Annotated in this window: 20 protein-coding genes and 1 tRNA gene; 18 read left to right on the top strand and 3 right to left on the bottom strand. The window is 47.4% G+C overall.

Annotated features, from left to right (window positions below):
* The first annotated feature begins 1 nt into the window (after position 1).
* From A3IE_RS0116005 to A3IE_RS21025, 3 genes are read left to right on the top strand one after another with little or no spacing between them, the layout of a single operon-like run.
* Complete coding sequence (locus A3IE_RS0116005; protein ID WP_020396638.1) at positions 2 to 1,180, top strand: methanobactin export MATE transporter MbnM; 1,179 nt, start codon at positions 2 to 4, stop codon at positions 1,178 to 1,180.
* Positions 1,180 to 2,379: a hypothetical protein gene (locus A3IE_RS0116000; protein WP_020396637.1), complete on the top strand. Its 1,200-nt coding sequence runs from the start codon at positions 1,180 to 1,182 to the stop codon at positions 2,377 to 2,379. Before A3IE_RS0116005 ends, A3IE_RS0116000 begins: the two co-directional genes overlap by 1 nt.
* A gap of 26 nt (positions 2,380 to 2,405) precedes the next feature.
* On the top strand, positions 2,406 to 2,918 hold the full coding sequence (locus tag A3IE_RS21025) for a copper chaperone PCu(A)C (protein ID WP_020396636.1): 513 nt from the start codon (positions 2,406 to 2,408) through the stop codon (positions 2,916 to 2,918).
* Between the two features lie 60 nt (positions 2,919 to 2,978).
* Here A3IE_RS21025 and A3IE_RS0115990 read toward each other — a convergent pair whose 3' ends face one another.
* Positions 2,979 to 3,902 (bottom strand): LysR substrate-binding domain-containing protein, encoded by a 924-nt coding sequence (locus A3IE_RS0115990; RefSeq protein ID WP_026154984.1) that lies wholly within the window; start codon positions 3,900 to 3,902, stop codon positions 2,979 to 2,981.
* A gap of 83 nt (positions 3,903 to 3,985) precedes the next feature.
* Between A3IE_RS0115990 and A3IE_RS0115985 the strand changes: the two genes are divergently transcribed.
* On the top strand, positions 3,986 to 5,527 hold the full coding sequence (locus tag A3IE_RS0115985) for a trimethylamine methyltransferase family protein (RefSeq protein WP_020396634.1): 1,542 nt from the start codon (positions 3,986 to 3,988) through the stop codon (positions 5,525 to 5,527).
* A 15-nt stretch (positions 5,528 to 5,542) separates the two neighbouring features.
* Positions 5,543 to 7,579, top strand: coding sequence for an NADH:flavin oxidoreductase (locus tag A3IE_RS0115980; RefSeq protein ID WP_020396633.1), 2,037 nt, complete (start codon positions 5,543 to 5,545; stop codon positions 7,577 to 7,579).
* Between the two features lie 93 nt (positions 7,580 to 7,672).
* Here the strand turns inward: A3IE_RS0115980 and A3IE_RS0115975 are convergent, their stop codons facing one another.
* Complete coding sequence (locus A3IE_RS0115975) at positions 7,673 to 8,386, bottom strand: META domain-containing protein (protein ID WP_020396632.1); 714 nt, start codon at positions 8,384 to 8,386, stop codon at positions 7,673 to 7,675.
* Positions 8,387 to 8,549: 163 nt separating this feature from the next.
* Here A3IE_RS0115975 and A3IE_RS0115970 point away from each other — a divergent pair, with 163 nt between their 5' ends.
* Positions 8,550 to 8,861, top strand: coding sequence for a Dabb family protein (locus tag A3IE_RS0115970; RefSeq protein ID WP_020396631.1), 312 nt, complete (start codon positions 8,550 to 8,552; stop codon positions 8,859 to 8,861).
* A gap of 50 nt (positions 8,862 to 8,911) precedes the next feature.
* Here A3IE_RS0115970 and A3IE_RS0115965 read toward each other — a convergent pair whose 3' ends face one another.
* A complete protein-coding gene (locus tag A3IE_RS0115965; protein WP_020396630.1) occupies positions 8,912 to 9,193 on the bottom strand; it encodes a hypothetical protein in 282 nt (93 codons plus the stop codon).
* Positions 9,194 to 9,392: 199 nt separating this feature from the next.
* On the opposite strand from A3IE_RS0115965, the gene A3IE_RS22245 reads away from it, so the two are divergent.
* The 12 genes from A3IE_RS22245 to A3IE_RS0115900 all read left to right on the top strand — a co-directional run bounded on the left by A3IE_RS22245 (position 9,393) and on the right by A3IE_RS0115900 (position 17,421).
* On the top strand, positions 9,393 to 10,103 hold the full coding sequence (locus A3IE_RS22245; protein WP_020396629.1) for a COG3650 family protein: 711 nt from the start codon (positions 9,393 to 9,395) through the stop codon (positions 10,101 to 10,103).
* Positions 10,104 to 10,847 carry a glycerophosphodiester phosphodiesterase gene (locus tag A3IE_RS0115955; RefSeq protein ID WP_020396628.1) on the top strand — a complete coding sequence of 248 codons (744 nt, stop codon included), beginning with the start codon at positions 10,104 to 10,106 and terminating at the stop codon, positions 10,845 to 10,847.
* Positions 10,848 to 10,936: 89 nt separating this feature from the next.
* Positions 10,937 to 11,024, top strand: a tRNA-Ser gene (locus A3IE_RS0115950).
* Between the two features lie 111 nt (positions 11,025 to 11,135).
* On the top strand, positions 11,136 to 12,449 hold the full coding sequence (locus tag A3IE_RS0115945; protein WP_211206844.1) for a tyrosine-type recombinase/integrase: 1,314 nt from the start codon (positions 11,136 to 11,138) through the stop codon (positions 12,447 to 12,449).
* Positions 12,450 to 12,529: 80 nt separating this feature from the next.
* Positions 12,530 to 13,039, top strand: a complete 510-nt coding sequence (locus A3IE_RS0115940) for a ProQ/FINO family protein (protein ID WP_020396626.1) — start codon at positions 12,530 to 12,532, stop codon at positions 13,037 to 13,039.
* A gap of 64 nt (positions 13,040 to 13,103) precedes the next feature.
* The gene (locus tag A3IE_RS0115935; protein ID WP_020396625.1) at positions 13,104 to 13,352 is read left to right on the top strand and encodes a type II toxin-antitoxin system HicA family toxin; all 249 of its coding nucleotides are present in this window, start codon (positions 13,104 to 13,106) and stop codon (positions 13,350 to 13,352) included.
* Positions 13,349 to 13,684: a type II toxin-antitoxin system HicB family antitoxin gene (locus tag A3IE_RS0115930; RefSeq protein WP_020396624.1), complete on the top strand. Its 336-nt coding sequence runs from the start codon at positions 13,349 to 13,351 to the stop codon at positions 13,682 to 13,684. Before A3IE_RS0115935 ends, A3IE_RS0115930 begins: the two co-directional genes overlap by 4 nt.
* Positions 13,685 to 14,422: 738 nt before the next feature.
* Positions 14,423 to 14,947 (top strand): GPO family capsid scaffolding protein, encoded by a 525-nt coding sequence (locus A3IE_RS21015; protein ID WP_020396622.1) that lies wholly within the window; start codon positions 14,423 to 14,425, stop codon positions 14,945 to 14,947.
* 9 nt (positions 14,948 to 14,956) lie between these two features.
* Complete coding sequence (locus tag A3IE_RS0115915; protein ID WP_020396621.1) at positions 14,957 to 16,006, top strand: phage major capsid protein, P2 family; 1,050 nt, start codon at positions 14,957 to 14,959, stop codon at positions 16,004 to 16,006.
* Between the two features lie 4 nt (positions 16,007 to 16,010).
* Complete coding sequence (gene gpM, locus A3IE_RS21010; RefSeq protein ID WP_020396620.1) at positions 16,011 to 16,685, top strand: phage terminase small subunit; 675 nt, start codon at positions 16,011 to 16,013, stop codon at positions 16,683 to 16,685.
* Positions 16,669 to 16,887: a hypothetical protein gene (locus tag A3IE_RS0115905; protein ID WP_020396619.1), complete on the top strand. Its 219-nt coding sequence runs from the start codon at positions 16,669 to 16,671 to the stop codon at positions 16,885 to 16,887. The genes gpM and A3IE_RS0115905 overlap by 17 nt, the downstream gene beginning before the upstream one ends.
* A 12-nt stretch (positions 16,888 to 16,899) precedes the next feature.
* Positions 16,900 to 17,421 carry a hypothetical protein gene (locus A3IE_RS0115900; RefSeq protein WP_020396618.1) on the top strand — a complete coding sequence of 174 codons (522 nt, stop codon included), beginning with the start codon at positions 16,900 to 16,902 and terminating at the stop codon, positions 17,419 to 17,421.
* The last annotated feature ends 53 nt before the right edge of the window (positions 17,422 to 17,474 follow it).

Raw genomic sequence — 17,474 nt, 5'->3', positions numbered from 1 at the left:
CATGAAGCCTCAACCGCTGCCACAGGCAAGCGCTTCGCTGCTCTGCCTGTTTCTACTCACGGCGTGTGTCGATGATTCCAGCCAAACACGTGTTGATCTGGGCACGACTATGGCCGAGCGTGAGTTTGAATGGAATATTCCGGCCCATTATCCTTTGCCGCTTGTGCCTGCTGATAATCCTGTCTCGGAAGCGAAATTTCAGTTAGGGCGGCGTTTGTTTTATGACAAGCGCTTATCGGGGAATCAAACGACTGCTTGTGCTTCTTGTCATCTGCAACCCTTAGCATTTACGGATGGCTTGGCTCATGCCAAAGGAAGTACTGGCATGATTCATCCGCGTAGCTCGCAAGCCTTGGTGAATGTGGCTTATAACGCATCAGTGAATTGGGGCAATCCCAGTACGGTGACCTTGGAGCAACAAGCAGCGGTGCCTTTGTTTGCAGAATTTCCAGTGGAATTAGGCATTAATGACGCTAACCAAGATGAGGTCTTGGCGCGTTTTCAGACCGACGCGCACTATGTGCTTTGGTTTAATGAAGTATTTCCTAATCAAACCAACCCTATTACTTTTGAAAATATTATTAAAGCCTTAGCCACCTTTGGGCGCGGCTTGAATAGCTTTAATAGTGCTTATGATCGTTATGAACGTGGCGAAACCTTTGCGATTTCAGAAGCCGCAAAGCGTGGTATGAATCTGTTTTTTGATGAGCGCACGGAGTGTTTTCACTGTCACGATGGTTTTAATTTTTCGCTTTCAACGTATGATCGCTCGCAGTTAGTAGCCGATAAGATATTTTTTAATAATGGTCTTTACAATATTAATGGCACAGGCGCTTATCCAGAGGGCGGGCAGGGGATTTTTGAAATTACCGGTAAACCAGAGGATATGGGGCGTTTTCGTCCGCCTACCTTGCGTAATATCGCTCTGACTGCACCCTATATGCACGATGGTAGTCTCGCAAGTTTAGAGCAAGTCGTGCGTCACTATGCAGCGGGAGGGCGCAATATTAGTTCGGGAGCCTATGCCGGTGATGGGCGTTCGAATCCTTATAAAAGTGCTTTTGTGCGCCAATTCGAGATTACTGAAAGTGAAATTCAGGATTTGGTCGCCTTCCTTAATACCCTGACAGATGAAAGTTTTATCACTAATCCACGCTTTGCTGATCCATGGAAACCCTAATGATGCGTATACGACTTGGAATTAGTCTTGGCCTGTTACCTAGCCTAGTAGTCGCACATAGTAATATTCATGATGCGATGCAGGGTGATGCGCAAGTAGGTGCTGCGGCTAGCTTAAGCTATTACTCAGAAGGCTCGGCGGCCAGTGATGGCACGTGGCGTATTGCAGGCAATTTAATGGGTGGTCATGCTTTGCCTGTTGAAAAAGGAGCCGGATTAGCGGATGCGATTTTGTGGGGGCGTTATAAATTAGCCCCAGAATGGCAAATTCATGCCAAATTGGCGATGCATGATGAGGGCGATAGTAGTCGTTCATTGAGTGTTGATAATTTATTGTTGAGTCGAACGCATTTACTGAATCAGCCTGTGGATCTTGAACTGGGTTTGATGGATGCGGCTTTCTCGCCTTCAGCTTCGAGTCATCCGAGTTTATCCCGTTTTGCCGAACGCCCTTTCATGGCTGATGCTTTTTGGGGGGGCAGTATTCACGATACCGGTTTGCGCTTAACTTGGAAGCCCTTGGAAAAATTAAGCTTTGTGACAGAGTTGTGGTCGGGTGATTTTTTTCCAGCCACAAAAGGTGACTATGCACAAAGTTTATTGGTGCAAACCCAACAGCAATGGGGACAGTGGTCTCTAAAAGCAGGTGTCTGGGGCTTGCATAGTTCAGCTAACGAGCGTCCTGATGATCGTTATAGCGCAGGTCACAGCCATAGTAGTAATACGACTACTTTTCCGGATGTGCGTTTTACCGGCGATACTGATCTAGCGGATGCGTGGTTGGCGTTGGATTTACCAAAGTGGAAACAATGGTCGCCAAGCCTACATTATGAATATGCCCAGTCCGATTCAGAGGGAACTCTCATCAATCGTGATCAAGCACGCCAAGCACAGTATCACAGTGCACATAAAGCAATATTACTAACCCCTAGCCTAAGCGTGGGTAAGCATGAGCTGAGCTATCGCTATGAGCGTTTGAGTTTAAATAATGAACTGGAGGGCGCGGGTGCGGGGTTATTGGCAACTGATGCGAATTTATTAAATACCCACCGCCCTCAACGCCAAACGCTGCAATGGAAATGGGATTGGCATAAAAATATTGCGACTCGCGTGGCCTATACCAAAGATCAAGTCCTGACGCCAGAAACAGAGCGTTGGATGGTGGATTTGGTGTGGCAACAAAAGTTATATGACCGTTAATAATTAGCCTTTCAAGGACTTAACTGATGAAACTCGTCTCTATAGTAGCAAGCTTATTAGTTGCTATCAGTACGCAAGCGATGGCTTGCGAGGATCATGCTAAAAATACCACAGCACAACAAACTAGCAGTCAAGCGCCGGCGTTGAGTGCGACAGCGCAGCTTAATACCGCTATTCAGATTAGCCAGCCACGCATTCGTGCTGTTGCGGAAGCTCAGAAGGTAACGGGTGCTTTTATGGTGCTCAGCAATACTAGCGATAAGGCCTTGGACTTAGTCGCGGCTGCTTCGGCGATTGCCAATGTCACCGAACTGCATGAAACCACGATGCAGGCAAATGGTGTGATGAAAATGCAAAAGATTGAGACAATGACGATTCCAGCCAAAGGCACGTTAGCGCTAAAACCCGGCAGCTATCACATTATGCTCATTAACTTAAACCAGACGCTAGAGAAGGGTAAAGCTTACCCCATTCAGCTAAGCTTTTCGGATGGCTCTACTCAAACCGTGAACGCGACAGTCATGGATATTACCCATTAAATAGCGATTTCATGCTGATCTGGCAGTGAGTGCTTGCTGTCAGATTTAGCATTTTTACGTTCACTTTAGCGCTAGCGTGTGGTGCATTTCTAGCAATAGCCACTCTAATAAAGCCTGAGTTTCTATACGTAAGGGTTTGTCTTCACGCGCAATGATATAAAATGGACTAAGTGTTTTAATGCGTTCAGTTAAAGGCTCAACCAATTTTCCTTGTTCAATCAAAGGCTGCACAATGTGATGCCAGCCCAAGGCTAGCCCTTGTCCCTCAATCGCTGCTTGTACCACGATGGAGTAATCATTGAAACTGACCCCTTTGCGGGTATGCTTGAGTGTCAAGCCGTAATGTTCAAAATAGCGTTGCCAATTAAAACGTGGCGGTGAATAGTGTTCTTCTAAATGAATTAAGGCGTGAGACAATAAATCACTGGGGTGCTGTAACGGTTTTTGCTGGGCAAGCCAAGTAGGGCTGCATACGGGGTATAAGACTTCATCAACAAATGTCCAACTGTGAAAATGACCTTCAGGAATCCCGCCGACTGGAATACATAAGTCAAACTCTAGTTTGGCAATCGCTTGATAAGCATCTTGAGTAATAATGCGTAGCTGTATTTCAGGATAAGTCTGCTTAAAACGCGCAATGCGTGGCATTAACCAATGACTGGCTAGTGAGGTCGATACTAATAAAGACACGGCCTCCGATGCTTGGCTAGCTGAGGCTTCCTCTAAACCGCTTTCAATTTCAGCAAAGCCATATTGCATATGCTTGGCTAATTTCTTGCCAACTTCTGTTAAGCGTACCCCTTGCGCCTCACGTTCAAATAGCTTGACGCCTAAAACGGTTTCCAATTGGCGCACACTATGACTAATGGCTGACTGGCCTAAACGCAAAGTCGCAGCCGCACGCGTAAAGTTTTGTTCTTGTGCGGCGATATGAAAAGCCAATAAGGATCGCATCGACAAGAGATTGATATTAATTTTTTTCATGCCTTACATGAACACAAGCCCAGTCGTGGGTCAAGCAAAACACTGCTAGAGTTATTGAAAAATAGCTTGCCAAAGGTAGTCTTATGAATAACGCTCAAGCCTTGACAGATCGGCATACACGCCGCCGCACCCGCCATACACATCGCACTGAGACTGCTCCATTTTCCCCTTATTTAAAACGCAAGATTCCCCTGTATGACTTATTGAGTGGGGATGGGGTAGAGGCAATTGAGCATCATGCCGACATCATTCTGCAAGAATTTGGAATTCAGTTTCGCGGCGATGAGGAAAGTATTCGCTTATTTGTCGAGGCGGGTGCAGAAGCAAAAGGCGATATTGTGCATTTTCCAAAGGGCTTAATTCAACAGCTCATCAAAACGACACCGCGTGAATTTATCCATCATGCACGCAATCCTGAACGCTCGATTGTAGTGGGGGGCGATCATGTGGTATTCGTTCCGGCCTATGGTTCACCCTTTGTGTCGGATTTAGACCGTGGTCGGCGCTACGGTACACTAGAGGATTTTCAGAACTTTATTAAGCTTGCTTACACCAGTCCCTATATTCACCACTCGGGAGGTACGATCTGCGAGCCAGTGGATATTCCAGTCAATAAACGCCATTTGGATATGGTGTATTCCCACATACGCTATTCGGACAAAGCTTATTTAGGCTCTATCACCAGTCCAGCGCGGGCGGACGATTCGATTGAGCTGTCAAAAATTCTATTTGGCGAGACGTTCATGCGTGATCACTGCGTGGTCATGGGAAATATTAATGCGACTTCGCCACTCTTATTTGATGGTGATGTAACGCGTGTCATTCGAACTTATGCTGCCGCAGGCCAAGGCATTATTGTGTGTCCCTTTGTATTAGGGGGTGCGATGGGGCCTGTTACGCCTGCTGGCGCTATTGCGCAAGCTCATACTGAATCCTTGGTGGGGATTGCCTTAGCTCAATTAGTGCGCCCTGGTGCGCCAATGATTTATGGCAACTTCCTGACGACTATGTCCTTACGTAATGGCTCTCCTACTTTTGGGCAGCCGGAAGCAAGCCTCGCTTATTTCGCGATTGGACAATTAGCACGCCGTGCTGGTGTGCCCTTGCGTTGTGGTGGTGCATTTACCTCTGCCAAAGTGAGTGATTTCCAAGCAGGGCAAGAAAGCGCCGATGCCCTAACGCCAGCCTTATTATCAGGCGCTAATTGGGTTCTCCATGCGGCGGGCTGGTTGGAGGGCGGTTTAACCATGGGTTATGAGAAGTTCATACTGGATACTAATCGTCTTGGAATGATGGCGCGTCTGCTGGAAGGTTTAGCCCTAGATGATAATGCTTTTGCACTCGACTCTTACCGCCAGCGTAGCAGTCACAATGAGCACTTTTTAGGAACACCGCATACACTGGCTAATTATAGCGATGTATTTTATGAGTCCACTACGGCGGATAGTGGCTCGTTTGAACAATGGCAGGCTGAAGGTAGTCAAACGGCTGAGCAACGTGCCAATCTTATCTGGAAAAAACAGTTGGAGGATTACCAAGCGCCAGCACTTGATCCCAGTATTGATGAAGCGTTGCAGGCGTTTATTCGCGAGAAAAAATCTGCCCATCCGGATAGTTGGTATTAAATCAGGAGTGGCCCGATGAATAATGATCCTTTATTACAACCCTTCCAGCTCAAGCATTTAAGCCTGCGTAATCGCATTATGCTGACCGCACATGAACCTGCTTACACGGATGAGGGAATGCCGAAGGCGCGCTATCGAGCCTACCATGTGGAACGTGCTAAAGCGGGCATTGCGCTGACCATGACGGCTGGTTCGGCGATTGTTTCTAAGGACAGCGCCCCAGCTTTCAACAATATCCTGGCCTATAAAGATGAAGTCGTGGGTCATCTACGCGATTTGGTGGATGCCTGTCATGAGCACGGTGCGGCGGTGATGATTCAACTGACTCATTTAGGAAGGCGTACACATTGGTCACGCGGCGATTGGCTACCAGTGGTTAGCGCATCAGCGCGGCGTGAACCCGCTCACCGCGCCTTTCCCAAAATTATTGAGGATTGGGATATTGAGCGCATTATTCAAGATTATGTGGACGCGGCTGAGCGTATGCAGGCTGCGGGTATGGATGGCATTGAGCTTGAGGCTTATGGGCATCTGCTCGATCAATTTTGGTCACCTTATACCAATAGTTTGGAGAATGAGTATGGCGGTTCTTTAGAAAACCGGCTGCGTTTTAGTATGGCTGTGCTGCAAGCGATTCGGGAGCGAGTGGGCAAGGATTTCATTATTGGGGTGCGTAATGTCGCGGATGAGGCGCTTGACGGTGGTTTGACTAAAGCGGAAGGTATTGAGATTGCGTGCCGTTTGCGTGACTCGGGTTTGATTGATTTTTTGAATATCATTCGTGGGCATATTGATACTGATGCGGCTTTAACCGATGTGATTCCTGTGCAAGGGATGCGCAATTCGCCGCATCTGGATTTTGCGGGGGAGCTGCGCGACATCACGCGTTTTCCGACTTTTCATGCGGGGAAAATTCCGGATTTAGCCACCGCACGCCATGCTATTGCTAGCGGAAAATTGGATATGGTAGGAATGACGCGCGCGCATTTAGCCGATCCGCATATTGTGCGCAAATTAAAAGCGGGCCAAGAACAGGATATTCGTCCTTGTGTGGGGGCGACGTATTGCTTGGATCGTATTTATCAGGGTGGCGAGGCGTATTGTATTCATAATCCAGCCTCAGGGCGCGAATTGACGATGCCGCATACGCTCAATAAAGCGGCTGTCAAAAAGCGCATTGTGATTGTCGGTGCAGGCCCAGCAGGTTTAGAAGCGGCTCGGGTGGCGGCTGAGCGTGGTCATGATGTGCATGTGCTGGAAGCGGATAATCAAGCTGGCGGGCAAATCCGCTTAACGGCACTTAGCCCTAAACGTCGTGAAATGATCAGTATTGTGGAGTGGCGTTTGACGCAATGTGAAAAGCATGGCGTGCAATTCCGTTTTAATTGCTGGGCGGAGACGGAGGAGGTATTAGCGCTCGACCCGCAGGTGGTTATTATCGCAACAGGCGGCTTGCCGAATACCGAGATTCTGCATCAGGGTAATGAGTTAGTCGCTTCAACGTGGGATATTTTAGCCGGTAGCATTAAACCGGCGCAAAAGGTCTTGCTCTATGATGATGCGGGTGATCATGCGGCATTACAAGCTGCTGAGGTGATTGCGGCCAGGGGTGCTGAATTAGAAATGATGACGCCCGATCGTAGTTTTGTCCCTGATGTGATGGGTATGAATTTAGTGCCTTATTTGCGTAATCTGCAAACCCGCAACGTTAAATTCACAGTGACTTATCGCTTAGTGGAGGTCGAAAAGTCGGCTCAAGGTCTGACGGCCATCATTGGTAGTGATTATGGCGCTTGGCAGCGGCGTCAGGACTACGATCAGATTATTGTTAATCATGGTACTCGGCCTTTAGCCGATTTGTATTTTGATTTGAAACCCCAATCGAAAAATTTAGGCGCAGTGAATTATGAGCAATTAATCGCTGGGCAACCGCAAACGGTTATAAAAAATCTTGAGGGTAAGTTTTGGCTGTATCGAATCGGTGATGCCGTCGCCGCGCGCAATACCCATGCAGCGATTTATGATGCTTTGCGCTTGATGAAGGATATCTAGTCTGAGCTTAGTTGCGCTCCCACTTCATGAGTAAGGGGCGATTTGCTAGCTAGGTAAAAGTACCTAGCTAAGCTGGCTTAGTATTTAAGAGACTTAACCGATTTTACGGAAGTCTAAGGTGCGTGCGCCATTATTATCCCATAAGGTCAAGCGATCGCCGACGCGTTCATAACGCTGTGAAGCCGCCAGCGCATTTAAAAATTGCTCTTCAATGGGATTATCGTCCCCGACTGTATCGGGTGAGAGTTGAGTACTAAGCACTTCGAGATCACCCGAATCATTTGTCTGAAAGTGAGCACGATAGCCATGCTCACCGGTTGTTCCTGCAATAGTGCCATCCGGTTTAAACATGGCTGTAATACGTGGCGCATATTCATCACTCACAACTCCCCCTTTGCCATTGTTATAGCCTAGCAATTGCCATTGTGAGCCATCGACCAGTTCATTAGACATTTTCTCAAATGTTGCGACGGGTTTGCCGCTAGCATCGAGTAGACGTAAGATATTGCCGCCTAATTCATACCCTTCGGCATCGTTTAACAGACGGGTATAATGCTGTGCTAGCCGACTTGCACGTTCATTCGGATAAGCCATCAGCGTGCCAGCACCAATTTGTAAATCTAAGCTATGTTGATACGGGTCAAGATCAACGGTGCCCGAAAAATTATTGACTCCATCTCGTCCCGATAAGCTCCCCTCATTGCTTAATGAAAGGGTAAAGTCTTTTAATTCATGAGCTTGGGTAGGGAGATCGCAGAGCGCTTTTAACTGCCAATCCCCTTGCGGTATGGATGCCTGATTGATCATATAAAAATCCTTGCTTAACAAGCCTTGATGGTGAATTTATGGAAGATCTTTCTGGTCAGCTTAAGCATGATTTTTTAGCCTAAACAAATCTTGTCGTGATTAAGGTTGAAATTTTTCGTATAACTGGCAGTTGATTTACCAAAGAGGCTTAGCGGCTAAGATTATGATTAAACATTGTGTGTTTATGCAGTTTCGTGAGGATGTTTCGTTAGCTGAGCGTGAAGCGATTTATGCTGACCTGAGGGCAGTAGAAGGGCAAATTCAAGGTTGGTTAGGTTTTGTGGCGGGTGCTAATAGCACGGATGAGCTTGGTATGGATAAGGGTTATAACGGTGGCTTTATTATTGATTTCGCGGATGAAGCGGCATTGGCTAGTTACCAAGCCAATGCCGATCATAAAAAAGCGGGAGCACGTTTAGTGGCGGCGAGTGAAGGTGGCTTGGCGGGTATTTTCGTGTTCGATTTACGGCTTTAGTCTAAAAAAAGGCACTGTGAGCAGTGCCTTTGCAAGTGCTGAAACCGGTATTAGAACTGGTCATAAATCCTACGCCATTCGTGCTGGAATAATTCGCCTAGGCTTAATAACATGCCAAATAAGACTAAACCGGCGGCTAGCCATTCGGCGTGAAAAGCATGTGCGGTTAATGCTACTTCACTAGCTAAGGTCGATTGTGCCAAGGTAAAAGTGGCATGTTGCACAACCAAAAATGATCCTAATGTTGCGGCTAATGTAATTAGCGCAGCCATTTGCGCTTTCCAAGAGTGAGTCAAAACAATGACTAAACGCTCGATGAAGTTGAAGCCCATACTATCCCCAATCTGCTGAATTTAACTGTGAAACTTGTCGATTTATTTGTCAAAAAAGTTCATCTAATTTCGATGTGTTAGGTTTAATCGTCTGATTTTTAATAGATTAATTTTTGAGCATCTTGCTGATCTAGGCCAGTGCGCCACCAAAAGTTGACTACACTCGGTTTGACTAAGTTAAACAACATTCGGGGTAGTTATGAAACTTCAAACTTGGGCGTGTATCGCTGCACTTATTTTAATCAATCAAGCGACTATCGCTGCACCGGCAAGTGTACGGGAGGTGAGTACTAGCAGCACTCGTGTGAGTCCTGTAGCGCGTGGCGCCAGCATTAACAATACCGCTAAAAAGACTTATAGTGTGGTGAATTTGGGGGAAGAAAGTCGTTTAAATGTACGTGTCTCGCCTGGTACTAGCAGTCGGGTGGTGACAACGATTCCTAAGCAAAGTACAGGAGTGGTCGGGACGGGAAAGCAAACCCAAGTCGGTCAGTCAACCTGGGTACAGGTGCAATGGCGTGGCATACAGGGTTGGGTGAATCGGCGGTATTTGGTCGTAGCTGGTACGACTGCACCTAGCCCTCGAAAGCCGACTAAAGATGCGATTCTCAAATGTGCTGGCACTGAGCCGTTTTGGTCGATGCGTATTAGCGAGAAGCGCATGACAGTCGATGTATTAGAGGGCGGAAAATATACTGCCCCCGTCAGTTTCCGTCAGCGCTCGGCTAACAATACATCGATTGCAGTGGTGGCCGGAACACGTAACAATATGTCTACGACAGCTTTCATGCAAAAAGTGGAAGCGTGTAGTGATGGTATGTCTGATAAAAATTATCCTTATTCAATTACTGCCGTGATTCGCAATCAAAAAGTTGTATCCGGCTGCTGTTCACTGGAGTTAGTTCACTAAATGCGACCCACTTTACTCTGCATTGGCCATCGTGGCGCCATGGGACATGCCCCTGAGAATACCTTATTGTCAATCCGCAAAGCCCTACAAATGGGAGCGCCTGCGATTGAGATTGATGTATTCCAAGTCGATGATGAATTGATCGTGATTCATGACGAAACATTGGATCGTACCACTAATGGCTCAGGGCGTTTATGGGATCATGATTTGGCCTATTTGCGTAGTCTGGACGCGGGTCAGGGTGAACGTATTCCTACTTTATTAGAAGTATGCAATGCGATAGCAGGGCGTGCTTGCTTAAATATTGAATTAAAAGGTGCTGATACAGCACCAGCGGTGGTAAAGCTTTTACAAAGCTTGGTCAATCAAGCTGACTCACCATGGAAGTTGGAGCAGTTTACGATTTCTTCCTTTAATCATCGCACTCTTCAGGCAGTAAAAGCCTTAGATGCCCGTATTCCTGTCAGTGTATTGCTGTATGGCTTACCGGTGGATGATGCAAAAATTGGCAGTAGCTTGGGAGCAGTGAGTGTTAATCCATCGCTAGAGTTCATTGATGAACGGTTCGTGATGGATGCTCATGCGCGGGGGGTGCGCGTGTTTGTTTATACGGTCAATGAACTAGCAGATTTAGAACGTATGGCCGCGATGGGTGTAGATGGTGTATTTACCAATTATCCTGATCGTGTGCTCGAAAACTATGAGCAACCAGACTTGCCTTGGGGCTGGAAGCTACGTCCCTAGCCATTTATCGGGGCAAGCAGAAAATTTTTCTGTGAGTGTAAAAAAAGGGTGGCAATTTTTCTAGGCTTTGCTTAAAATTCGCAACCTTCGGAGAGCTGGCTGAGCGGTCGAAAGCGGCGGTCTTGAAAACCGTTGAAGGGCAACCTTCCGGGGGTTCGAATCCCTCGCTCTCCGCCAAAATACTGTTTCATGGTGTGCCATGAAGTACCAAAAGCCCTTATAAGTAGCCACTTGTAAGGGCTTTTTTGTTTCAGGGTGTTCCACCGTGTGCCAAGGTATCCCAGAAAAATGTTTGTATTACTGTTTGTAGTTCGTCATATACAGGATGCAGATACAAACATTATGAAACGAGAGTTAACAGATTCCTTCATCAAAAAGGCCGCTACTCCTAAGCCGGACAACTCCCCAGCCAATTATTCTGATGGCGGCGGTCTCTATCTTCATGTCAATCGAGTGGGTAAATATTGGCGCTATAACTTCCGTTTTCAGGGGGTTATGAAGACGCTGTCTATTGGTCGTTATCCAGAAATTACTTTGAAATTGGCCAGAGAGCGCCATGAAGAGGCTAGAGCTTTGTTAGCTAGAGGCATTGACCCTTGTGCTTTTAAGAAACAAGCCAAGAAAAGCCAAGCGGATCAAGTGGCTAATAGTTTTGAGAACGTAGCACGTGAATGGTTTATTAAACATTTATCTACAAAATCTGAGTCACACCGCAAACGTACTATTAGTTACTTAAAACGGGATGTTTTTCCTTACCTAGGGAAGCGGCCTATTCATGAGATTCGTCCTATGGAAATCACGCCGATTATTGAGCGGATCCAACGTCGCGTAGAACATGATGCACACATGCGCGTTTTACAGTCGATAGGACAAGTTTTTCGCTATGCAATCGCCAATGAGTTAGCAGAACACGAGCCAACCGCTAGCTTAAAAGGCTTATTTTCACGAAATGGCGAGTTGGTACATTTTCCGGCTATCACCGAGCCGCATGAAGTAGGGCGGCTGATGCGTGCTATTGATCATTATTCGGGTTCATTTGTCACTCAATGTGCTTTGAAATTATCTGCCTTGGTGATGTTGCGGCCTTCGGAGTTAATTGGTGGTTTGTGGTCTGAGATAGATTTAGCGTCTGGTTTATGGACTATCGAAGTTAGGCGCATGAAAGCAGATACGAAAATTAAGCAAGCTAATCAGCATAAGCATGTCATTCCTTTACCACGCCAAGCCATAGATATTTTCGAGGAGTTAAAACCCTTAACAGGGCATCAGCCTCATATTTTTCCAGCGGCTGGACGAATGGGTAATCATCGGTCTATGAGTAAAGAAACGGTATCCAAGGCATTGCACCGCATGGGCTTTAAAGGGCAAATGACAGCACACGGATTTAGAAGCATGGCTTCTACAATGTTAAATGAAATGAGTCGGTGGAATCCTGACGCTATTGAGCGCCAATTGGCGCATAAGGAAAAAAACCGCGTGAGAGATGCCTACAATAGAGCACAGTATCTCGACGAAAGACGGGAAATGCTGCAAGCGTGGGCTGATTATTTGGATGCTTTGAAAACTGGTGGCCAAGTGATTCCCTTCAAAGCCAAAGCTTAGGTTTTGGTCTGTTATACTGGTAATGAATACACCGCCGTCGTGATGCGGCGGGAAATCTCAAATCTTGTGAGTACGAAACGATGGCGGATACCCCAAAGAAAACCCTTACCCTCAAGCGACCTGGTGTAGCGGTTGGTGCTTCAGTCACGGCCAGTAGCTTAAAAGGGAAGCGCATTATTAAGCGTGAGCCACAGCAGGCCGCTAAACCACACAAACCCAGTACAGCCAAGAAGAAACCAGCTCGTAAACCCACCAAGAAACCTACTACACCGCCCAGTGATCTCAAGGCACAGGCACTGAATGAGCGGTTGAATGCTTTTCCCGTTTGGGCAAACTTTCAACCTTTAGCGATTGGGATAGATAAAGCCATTTATCAGTTGGTGAATGCGGAACATTTTGCTGGTGCATCTAAAAAGGTGGTGCAAAAGGTTTTAAGAATGCACACACGGCATGGACGCTATTTAGCAGCGCTGCAAGCGGGTGGTGCACGGTACAACTTAGATGGTTGCGAGGCGATGGATACTATTACACCGCATCAAGTTGATTTGGCAGGGCAGTGGTTGCAAAAACCAAGTGGCAGCAAGCATTGAATAAAGCAAAAATGCAACTATAATTAGTTGCACCATCCTATGAGGATCAGAGATTCGATTGTGTATGACTAAATTAGAAAAGCTGCTTGAAAAAATGGCGAATCCTGATACGACGTGGACATGGAAAGAGCTTTGTTCACTACTCAAAAAACTAGGCTATACCCAAGAAGCCGGTGATGGTTCACGGGTAAAATTTGATAACGGCAATGCGACCGACTTAATAAACCTGCATAAGCCGCATCCCAGTAATGAAGTAAAGGCTTATGTGATTAGGCAAGTCAGAGAAAAGCTACAGAATGGCGGTATGCTATGAAAATGCTCGAATATAAAGGCTATTTAGGTAGTATTGATGCTTCTATTGAGGATGGGGTGTTATTTGGCAAATTAGAATTCATTTCTGCCTTAGTGACTTATGAAGGTGAAACGGTTAGTACCCTAAAAGTCGCCTTTGAGGAGGCGGTCGACGATTATCTAGCCACCTGTGCGGCCAAAGGCTATGAGCCAGAAACCCCGTGCAAAGGTAGCTTTAATGTGCGCATTGGGCATGATCTCCATTTAGCTGCCGCACTCAAGGCCAAAGAAATGGGAATCAGTTTAAATGACTTTGTGCGTCATGCGTTAAGTAATGCTGTGCCTAGTTTGTGAGGATAGTTTTATTTATGAGGGATGGCGTGATTTCGAGCAAAACCTCGGAAACCGGCGCATGTCCGGTTTTTTTTAATTTTTACCACCCATATTGAGCTATTTGGTTATCCACTCCACTACCTGATAAATCACGGCTCGTATCAATTGTTTGATTGCCCATAAAGTTGCTGCATGGGTAATAGTAGCTTTAATCAACTTTATGATTGTGTTGGTTTTTTTCATGGTATTGCCTCAATTCTACTGAGGCTAAAAAATACAATTGCCTACAACGTACTGCATTGATAGGCCGTTTTAAGTCCAACCTTGATAGGTTTCACTCATTAAAAAAGCCGGCCATGCTCCGGCTTTTTCATGTCTGTTTGTTATGCCTGAATGTGCTCTGAATCCATATTTTTGCCACCACTGCACAACAGTGCACAAATTTGCACAATCTTATGGTTGCCCGAATGCCCCTGAAGCCCTTGTCCCATCAGGTGGGGGGGCTTTAGTGACTGTGCACAAAAAAGGTGCATTTTAAAAAGCTCGCGAGGGGGTGGGGAGCGCGATTTTGGCTATCCCTAGTGCCTTTAGCCGGTACTTGCTGCTAGTTGCCCGCTCCATAGCTGCACTTCTTAGTACTTCACCGGATAAGTGAGCGCTAGTTTGTTTCAGCGTCAAACAAACTGACCGCCATAGGTAAACCTTGAGGCTTCTGTCATCGTGGGTGTCATCCAAACGATGAAGCAAGGAATTTACAGTATGGAATTAGTTAGTGATTGGCTGTGTGCCGCCGTTGAAGGCTCGACCATTGATGGGCGCAACCTCACAGGCCAGCAGCTCGAACAGATGGGGTATAACTATGATCGTAGCCGTTATAGTGCACGCATCTGGTTAGAGCATATTCGCGGGGTAACCGGTGACAGTTTATTTAATGCCCTCGGTGATGTAGTGCGTGCTAAGGCAGAACGCTTAGCCAACGGTGCATTAGCTGGAAAAATGGCACTGTTTGTTCAAGTAGCACCCTTGCCAGAACTGATCAGCTTAGTACGTCGTGGTCAGAAAACCCATCTATCCATTGAACTTGATCCCGATTTCGCCCGTAGTGGTGAGGCTTATTTAGTCGGTTTAGGCGTCACTGATTCACCTGCCAGTCTTGGCACTGAAGTATTGAAATTCTCTACCCAGCCCACGCGTGCCAATCATTGGTTTTCAAGTCCGGTGGAATGGTCGGCGGTCGATACGCCAACGACTCCACGTCATCCATCCTCATTAGAATTTTGCTGAGAAATAATTATGCGTCCTCAAACTCGTCTCCAATTTAACAAGGTGTTGGCCGCAGTACGCCAATACAACCACGTCGATAATCCTGAAAAGAAATTCGCGATTGCCCCTGAATTAGTCCAGCGCTTGGTGGAACGTACTCAAGAAAGCTCGGCTTTCCTGAAACATATCAATCTAGTGTCAGTGAGTGCCCAACAGGGGCAAAAACTAGGCTTGGGGGTAGGCTCACCAGTGGCCAGCCGTACCGATACCAATACCAAAGAACGTGAACCTAGCTATGTCGGGGTGCTAGATGCCGATGATTATGCTTGTGTGCAAACCAATTTTGATACCTTCATTAGCTATGCTGTCATGGATAGCTGGTCACATCTAGCGGAAGGTGAATTTCGTACTCGTTACACCAATGCCTTCATCAAACGTATCGCATTGGATCGCCTGATGATCGGCTGGAATGGAGTCGAGGCGGCTAAAGAAACGGATCGTGCCACGTATCCGTTATTGCAAGATGTGAATATCGGCTGGCTTGAGAAGATTCGCCGCTATGCGCCAGCGCACTTAATGGGCTATAGCTCGGATGGTGAGGCATCCACCGATACCTTCCGCCTTGGCGAAGGCGGGCACTATCAGACCCTTGACGCACTGGTATTCGATATTGTCAGTAACTTGATTGACCCATGGCATCAAGAATCGGGCGACTTAGTACTGATTTTAGGGCGTGAACTGTGGGTGAATCACGGCCTGACCCTGTATAACGAAAACCGCCCCGCGACTGAACGTCTGGCCTTAGAAACATGGTTTGCGCGTGAGGCGGTGGCAGGTTTACCGACCATTACCGTGCCGTTTTTCCCTACACGCGGCTTATTAGTGACCTCTTACGATAATCTGAGCCTGTACTCTCAAGAGGGCAGCACGCGCCGTGCCATTATTGATAATCCAAAACGGGATCGGGTTGAAGAGTTTCTGAGTAGTAATGATGCCTATGTGGTGGAAGATTACGGCAAAGTGGGTGGTATGCGTGCCGGTGCCATTCAATTAAAGACTTCTGCTGGTGAGTGGGCGTAAGCGGATGCGCCCGTGTTCCTCCCTAGCAGCCCGTCATCGTCAGCGGGTCGAAACGATTCAAACCGCGCTGCGCTACGGTGCGGGTGAAACAAGCGTGCCGGAAGGTAACTACTATAGGAGTTATTTGGCTAAGCTCGAAGTAGACAAAGCCCGTCTAGCCCAAATACGCAGTCGTGAGCAGCGCTTGCAAGTCAAACGCGAGTTAGTGCCACTCTATCGCGATTATTTACAAGCCGCCTTAAATGAACCTTCCGGTCATCACGATGAAATCCTTGTGACATGGTTGATTTGGGCATTGGATGTGGGTGAGTGGGCATTAAGTCTGGCGCTGTGTCGTCATGCGCTGCAATACCGCCTTAATTCCCCCAAAGGCTTTACCCGTAATTTGCCGGAAATCATTGCTGAAGAATGGGCAGAGCACGTGCTCGCCGAATCGGATCCGGCGTGTTGGACGGATGCACTGCTGCAATTGCACACATGGCTTGAACCCTTCGATATGGCTGATCCGGTACGGGCTAAGTGGTTAAGTGTCTGTGCGCAGGTGATTCAGCCTGAGCAGCCCGACCAAGCCTTAGCGTGGTATGAGCGTGCTTATGCCTTACACCCTAAAGCCCGCTGGAAACGCATCATCACGACCTTACGCGCTACCGTGGAGGTGGATCATGCCCCGCAACACTGAATGGATGAGCACCATGGAGGTGGCTCATTACTTTGGCCTGTCCTGCCAGCGTTATGTGGCGGATTGGCCGATTCCTTATTTAGCGGTCGTCACCCCCAAGGGGCGGGTGTTACGGCGTTATAAACGTGCGGATGTATTGGCTTACGAGCAAGCCCATACCTTGAAACCTACCTCCGCACATCCTCAAACTCTTTCTCAATAGGATAATGCAATCATGTTAATAGCTTTTGATTTTGACGGTACATGGACAGCCGACCCCGCTACCTTTAAGGCGATTGCTGAGCAATGCCAGCAGGCAGGTCATAGTTGTGTCTGTATTACCCAGCGTGCCAAGGATGATGACCAGCAGACCTTGGAAAACAGTATTGGTACCGTGATGCCCATTCTCTACGCCGCAGGTAAACCCAAGCGCACCGTGGCACAAGAGCATGGCCTGACCGTCGATGTCTGGTTGGATAATCAACCCGAAACGATTGGGGCAGCCACCTCCGCTTTTCAGCAGGGTGGTGGGCAGTCTGTGGATATTCGCGTGCTGTCTTTACAGCAAGAGGTGCGCCGCTTGCAAGAGCGCATCGATGCTCAGCATCAAGAGGCCTTACAACTGCATCGTGAGTCGGCTCAACAGTTCAACACGATTGTGGCGGCATTGGACAAAATTCCAGTTCAATCGATCTTCCCAGCCCGTCGTGAAGCCACCGGAGAGGATCGTTATTCGCCGCGTCAAGGATTTTTCTAAGGAGTTTGACTGCGCGGGTGTGTTTGCCAGCAACCGCGCTTTTTTGAATGTGT

The organism is Thiolinea disciformis DSM 14473 (genome assembly GCF_000371925.1).
Classification (GTDB): Bacteria; Pseudomonadota; Gammaproteobacteria; order Thiotrichales; family Thiotrichaceae; genus Thiolinea; species Thiolinea disciformis.
This window is presented reverse-complemented; position numbering and strand designations above follow the sequence as displayed.

What these genes read in the sequence shown, in the direction of transcription:
- A3IE_RS0116005 (WP_020396638.1), top strand. Translation starts at nt 2, where the DNA reads ATGAAGCCTCAACCGCTGCCACAGGCAAGCGCTTCGCTGCTCTGCCTG.
- A3IE_RS0116000 (WP_020396637.1), top strand. Translation starts at nt 1,180, where the DNA reads ATGATGCGTATACGACTTGGAATTAGTCTTGGCCTGTTACCTAGCCTA.
- A3IE_RS21025 (WP_020396636.1), top strand. Translation starts at nt 2,406, where the DNA reads ATGAAACTCGTCTCTATAGTAGCAAGCTTATTAGTTGCTATCAGTACG.
- A3IE_RS0115990 (WP_026154984.1), bottom strand. Translation starts at nt 3,902, where the DNA reads ATGAAAAAAATTAATATCAATCTCTTGTCGATGCGATCCTTATTGGCT.
- A3IE_RS0115985 (WP_020396634.1), top strand. Translation starts at nt 3,986, where the DNA reads ATGAATAACGCTCAAGCCTTGACAGATCGGCATACACGCCGCCGCACC.
- A3IE_RS0115980 (WP_020396633.1), top strand. Translation starts at nt 5,543, where the DNA reads ATGAATAATGATCCTTTATTACAACCCTTCCAGCTCAAGCATTTAAGC.
- A3IE_RS0115975 (WP_020396632.1), bottom strand. Translation starts at nt 8,386, where the DNA reads ATGATCAATCAGGCATCCATACCGCAAGGGGATTGGCAGTTAAAAGCG.
- A3IE_RS0115970 (WP_020396631.1), top strand. Translation starts at nt 8,550, where the DNA reads ATGATTAAACATTGTGTGTTTATGCAGTTTCGTGAGGATGTTTCGTTA.
- A3IE_RS0115965 (WP_020396630.1), bottom strand. Translation starts at nt 9,193, where the DNA reads ATGGGCTTCAACTTCATCGAGCGTTTAGTCATTGTTTTGACTCACTCT.
- A3IE_RS22245 (WP_020396629.1), top strand. Translation starts at nt 9,393, where the DNA reads ATGAAACTTCAAACTTGGGCGTGTATCGCTGCACTTATTTTAATCAAT.
- A3IE_RS0115955 (WP_020396628.1), top strand. Translation starts at nt 10,104, where the DNA reads ATGCGACCCACTTTACTCTGCATTGGCCATCGTGGCGCCATGGGACAT.
- A3IE_RS0115945 (WP_211206844.1), top strand. Translation starts at nt 11,136, where the DNA reads ATGTTTGTATTACTGTTTGTAGTTCGTCATATACAGGATGCAGATACA.
- A3IE_RS0115940 (WP_020396626.1), top strand. Translation starts at nt 12,530, where the DNA reads ATGGCGGATACCCCAAAGAAAACCCTTACCCTCAAGCGACCTGGTGTA.
- A3IE_RS0115935 (WP_020396625.1), top strand. Translation starts at nt 13,104, where the DNA reads ATGACTAAATTAGAAAAGCTGCTTGAAAAAATGGCGAATCCTGATACG.
- A3IE_RS0115930 (WP_020396624.1), top strand. Translation starts at nt 13,349, where the DNA reads ATGAAAATGCTCGAATATAAAGGCTATTTAGGTAGTATTGATGCTTCT.
- A3IE_RS21015 (WP_020396622.1), top strand. Translation starts at nt 14,423, where the DNA reads ATGGAATTAGTTAGTGATTGGCTGTGTGCCGCCGTTGAAGGCTCGACC.
- A3IE_RS0115915 (WP_020396621.1), top strand. Translation starts at nt 14,957, where the DNA reads ATGCGTCCTCAAACTCGTCTCCAATTTAACAAGGTGTTGGCCGCAGTA.
- gpM (WP_020396620.1), top strand. Translation starts at nt 16,011, where the DNA reads ATGCGCCCGTGTTCCTCCCTAGCAGCCCGTCATCGTCAGCGGGTCGAA.
- A3IE_RS0115905 (WP_020396619.1), top strand. Translation starts at nt 16,669, where the DNA reads ATGCCCCGCAACACTGAATGGATGAGCACCATGGAGGTGGCTCATTAC.
- A3IE_RS0115900 (WP_020396618.1), top strand. Translation starts at nt 16,900, where the DNA reads ATGTTAATAGCTTTTGATTTTGACGGTACATGGACAGCCGACCCCGCT.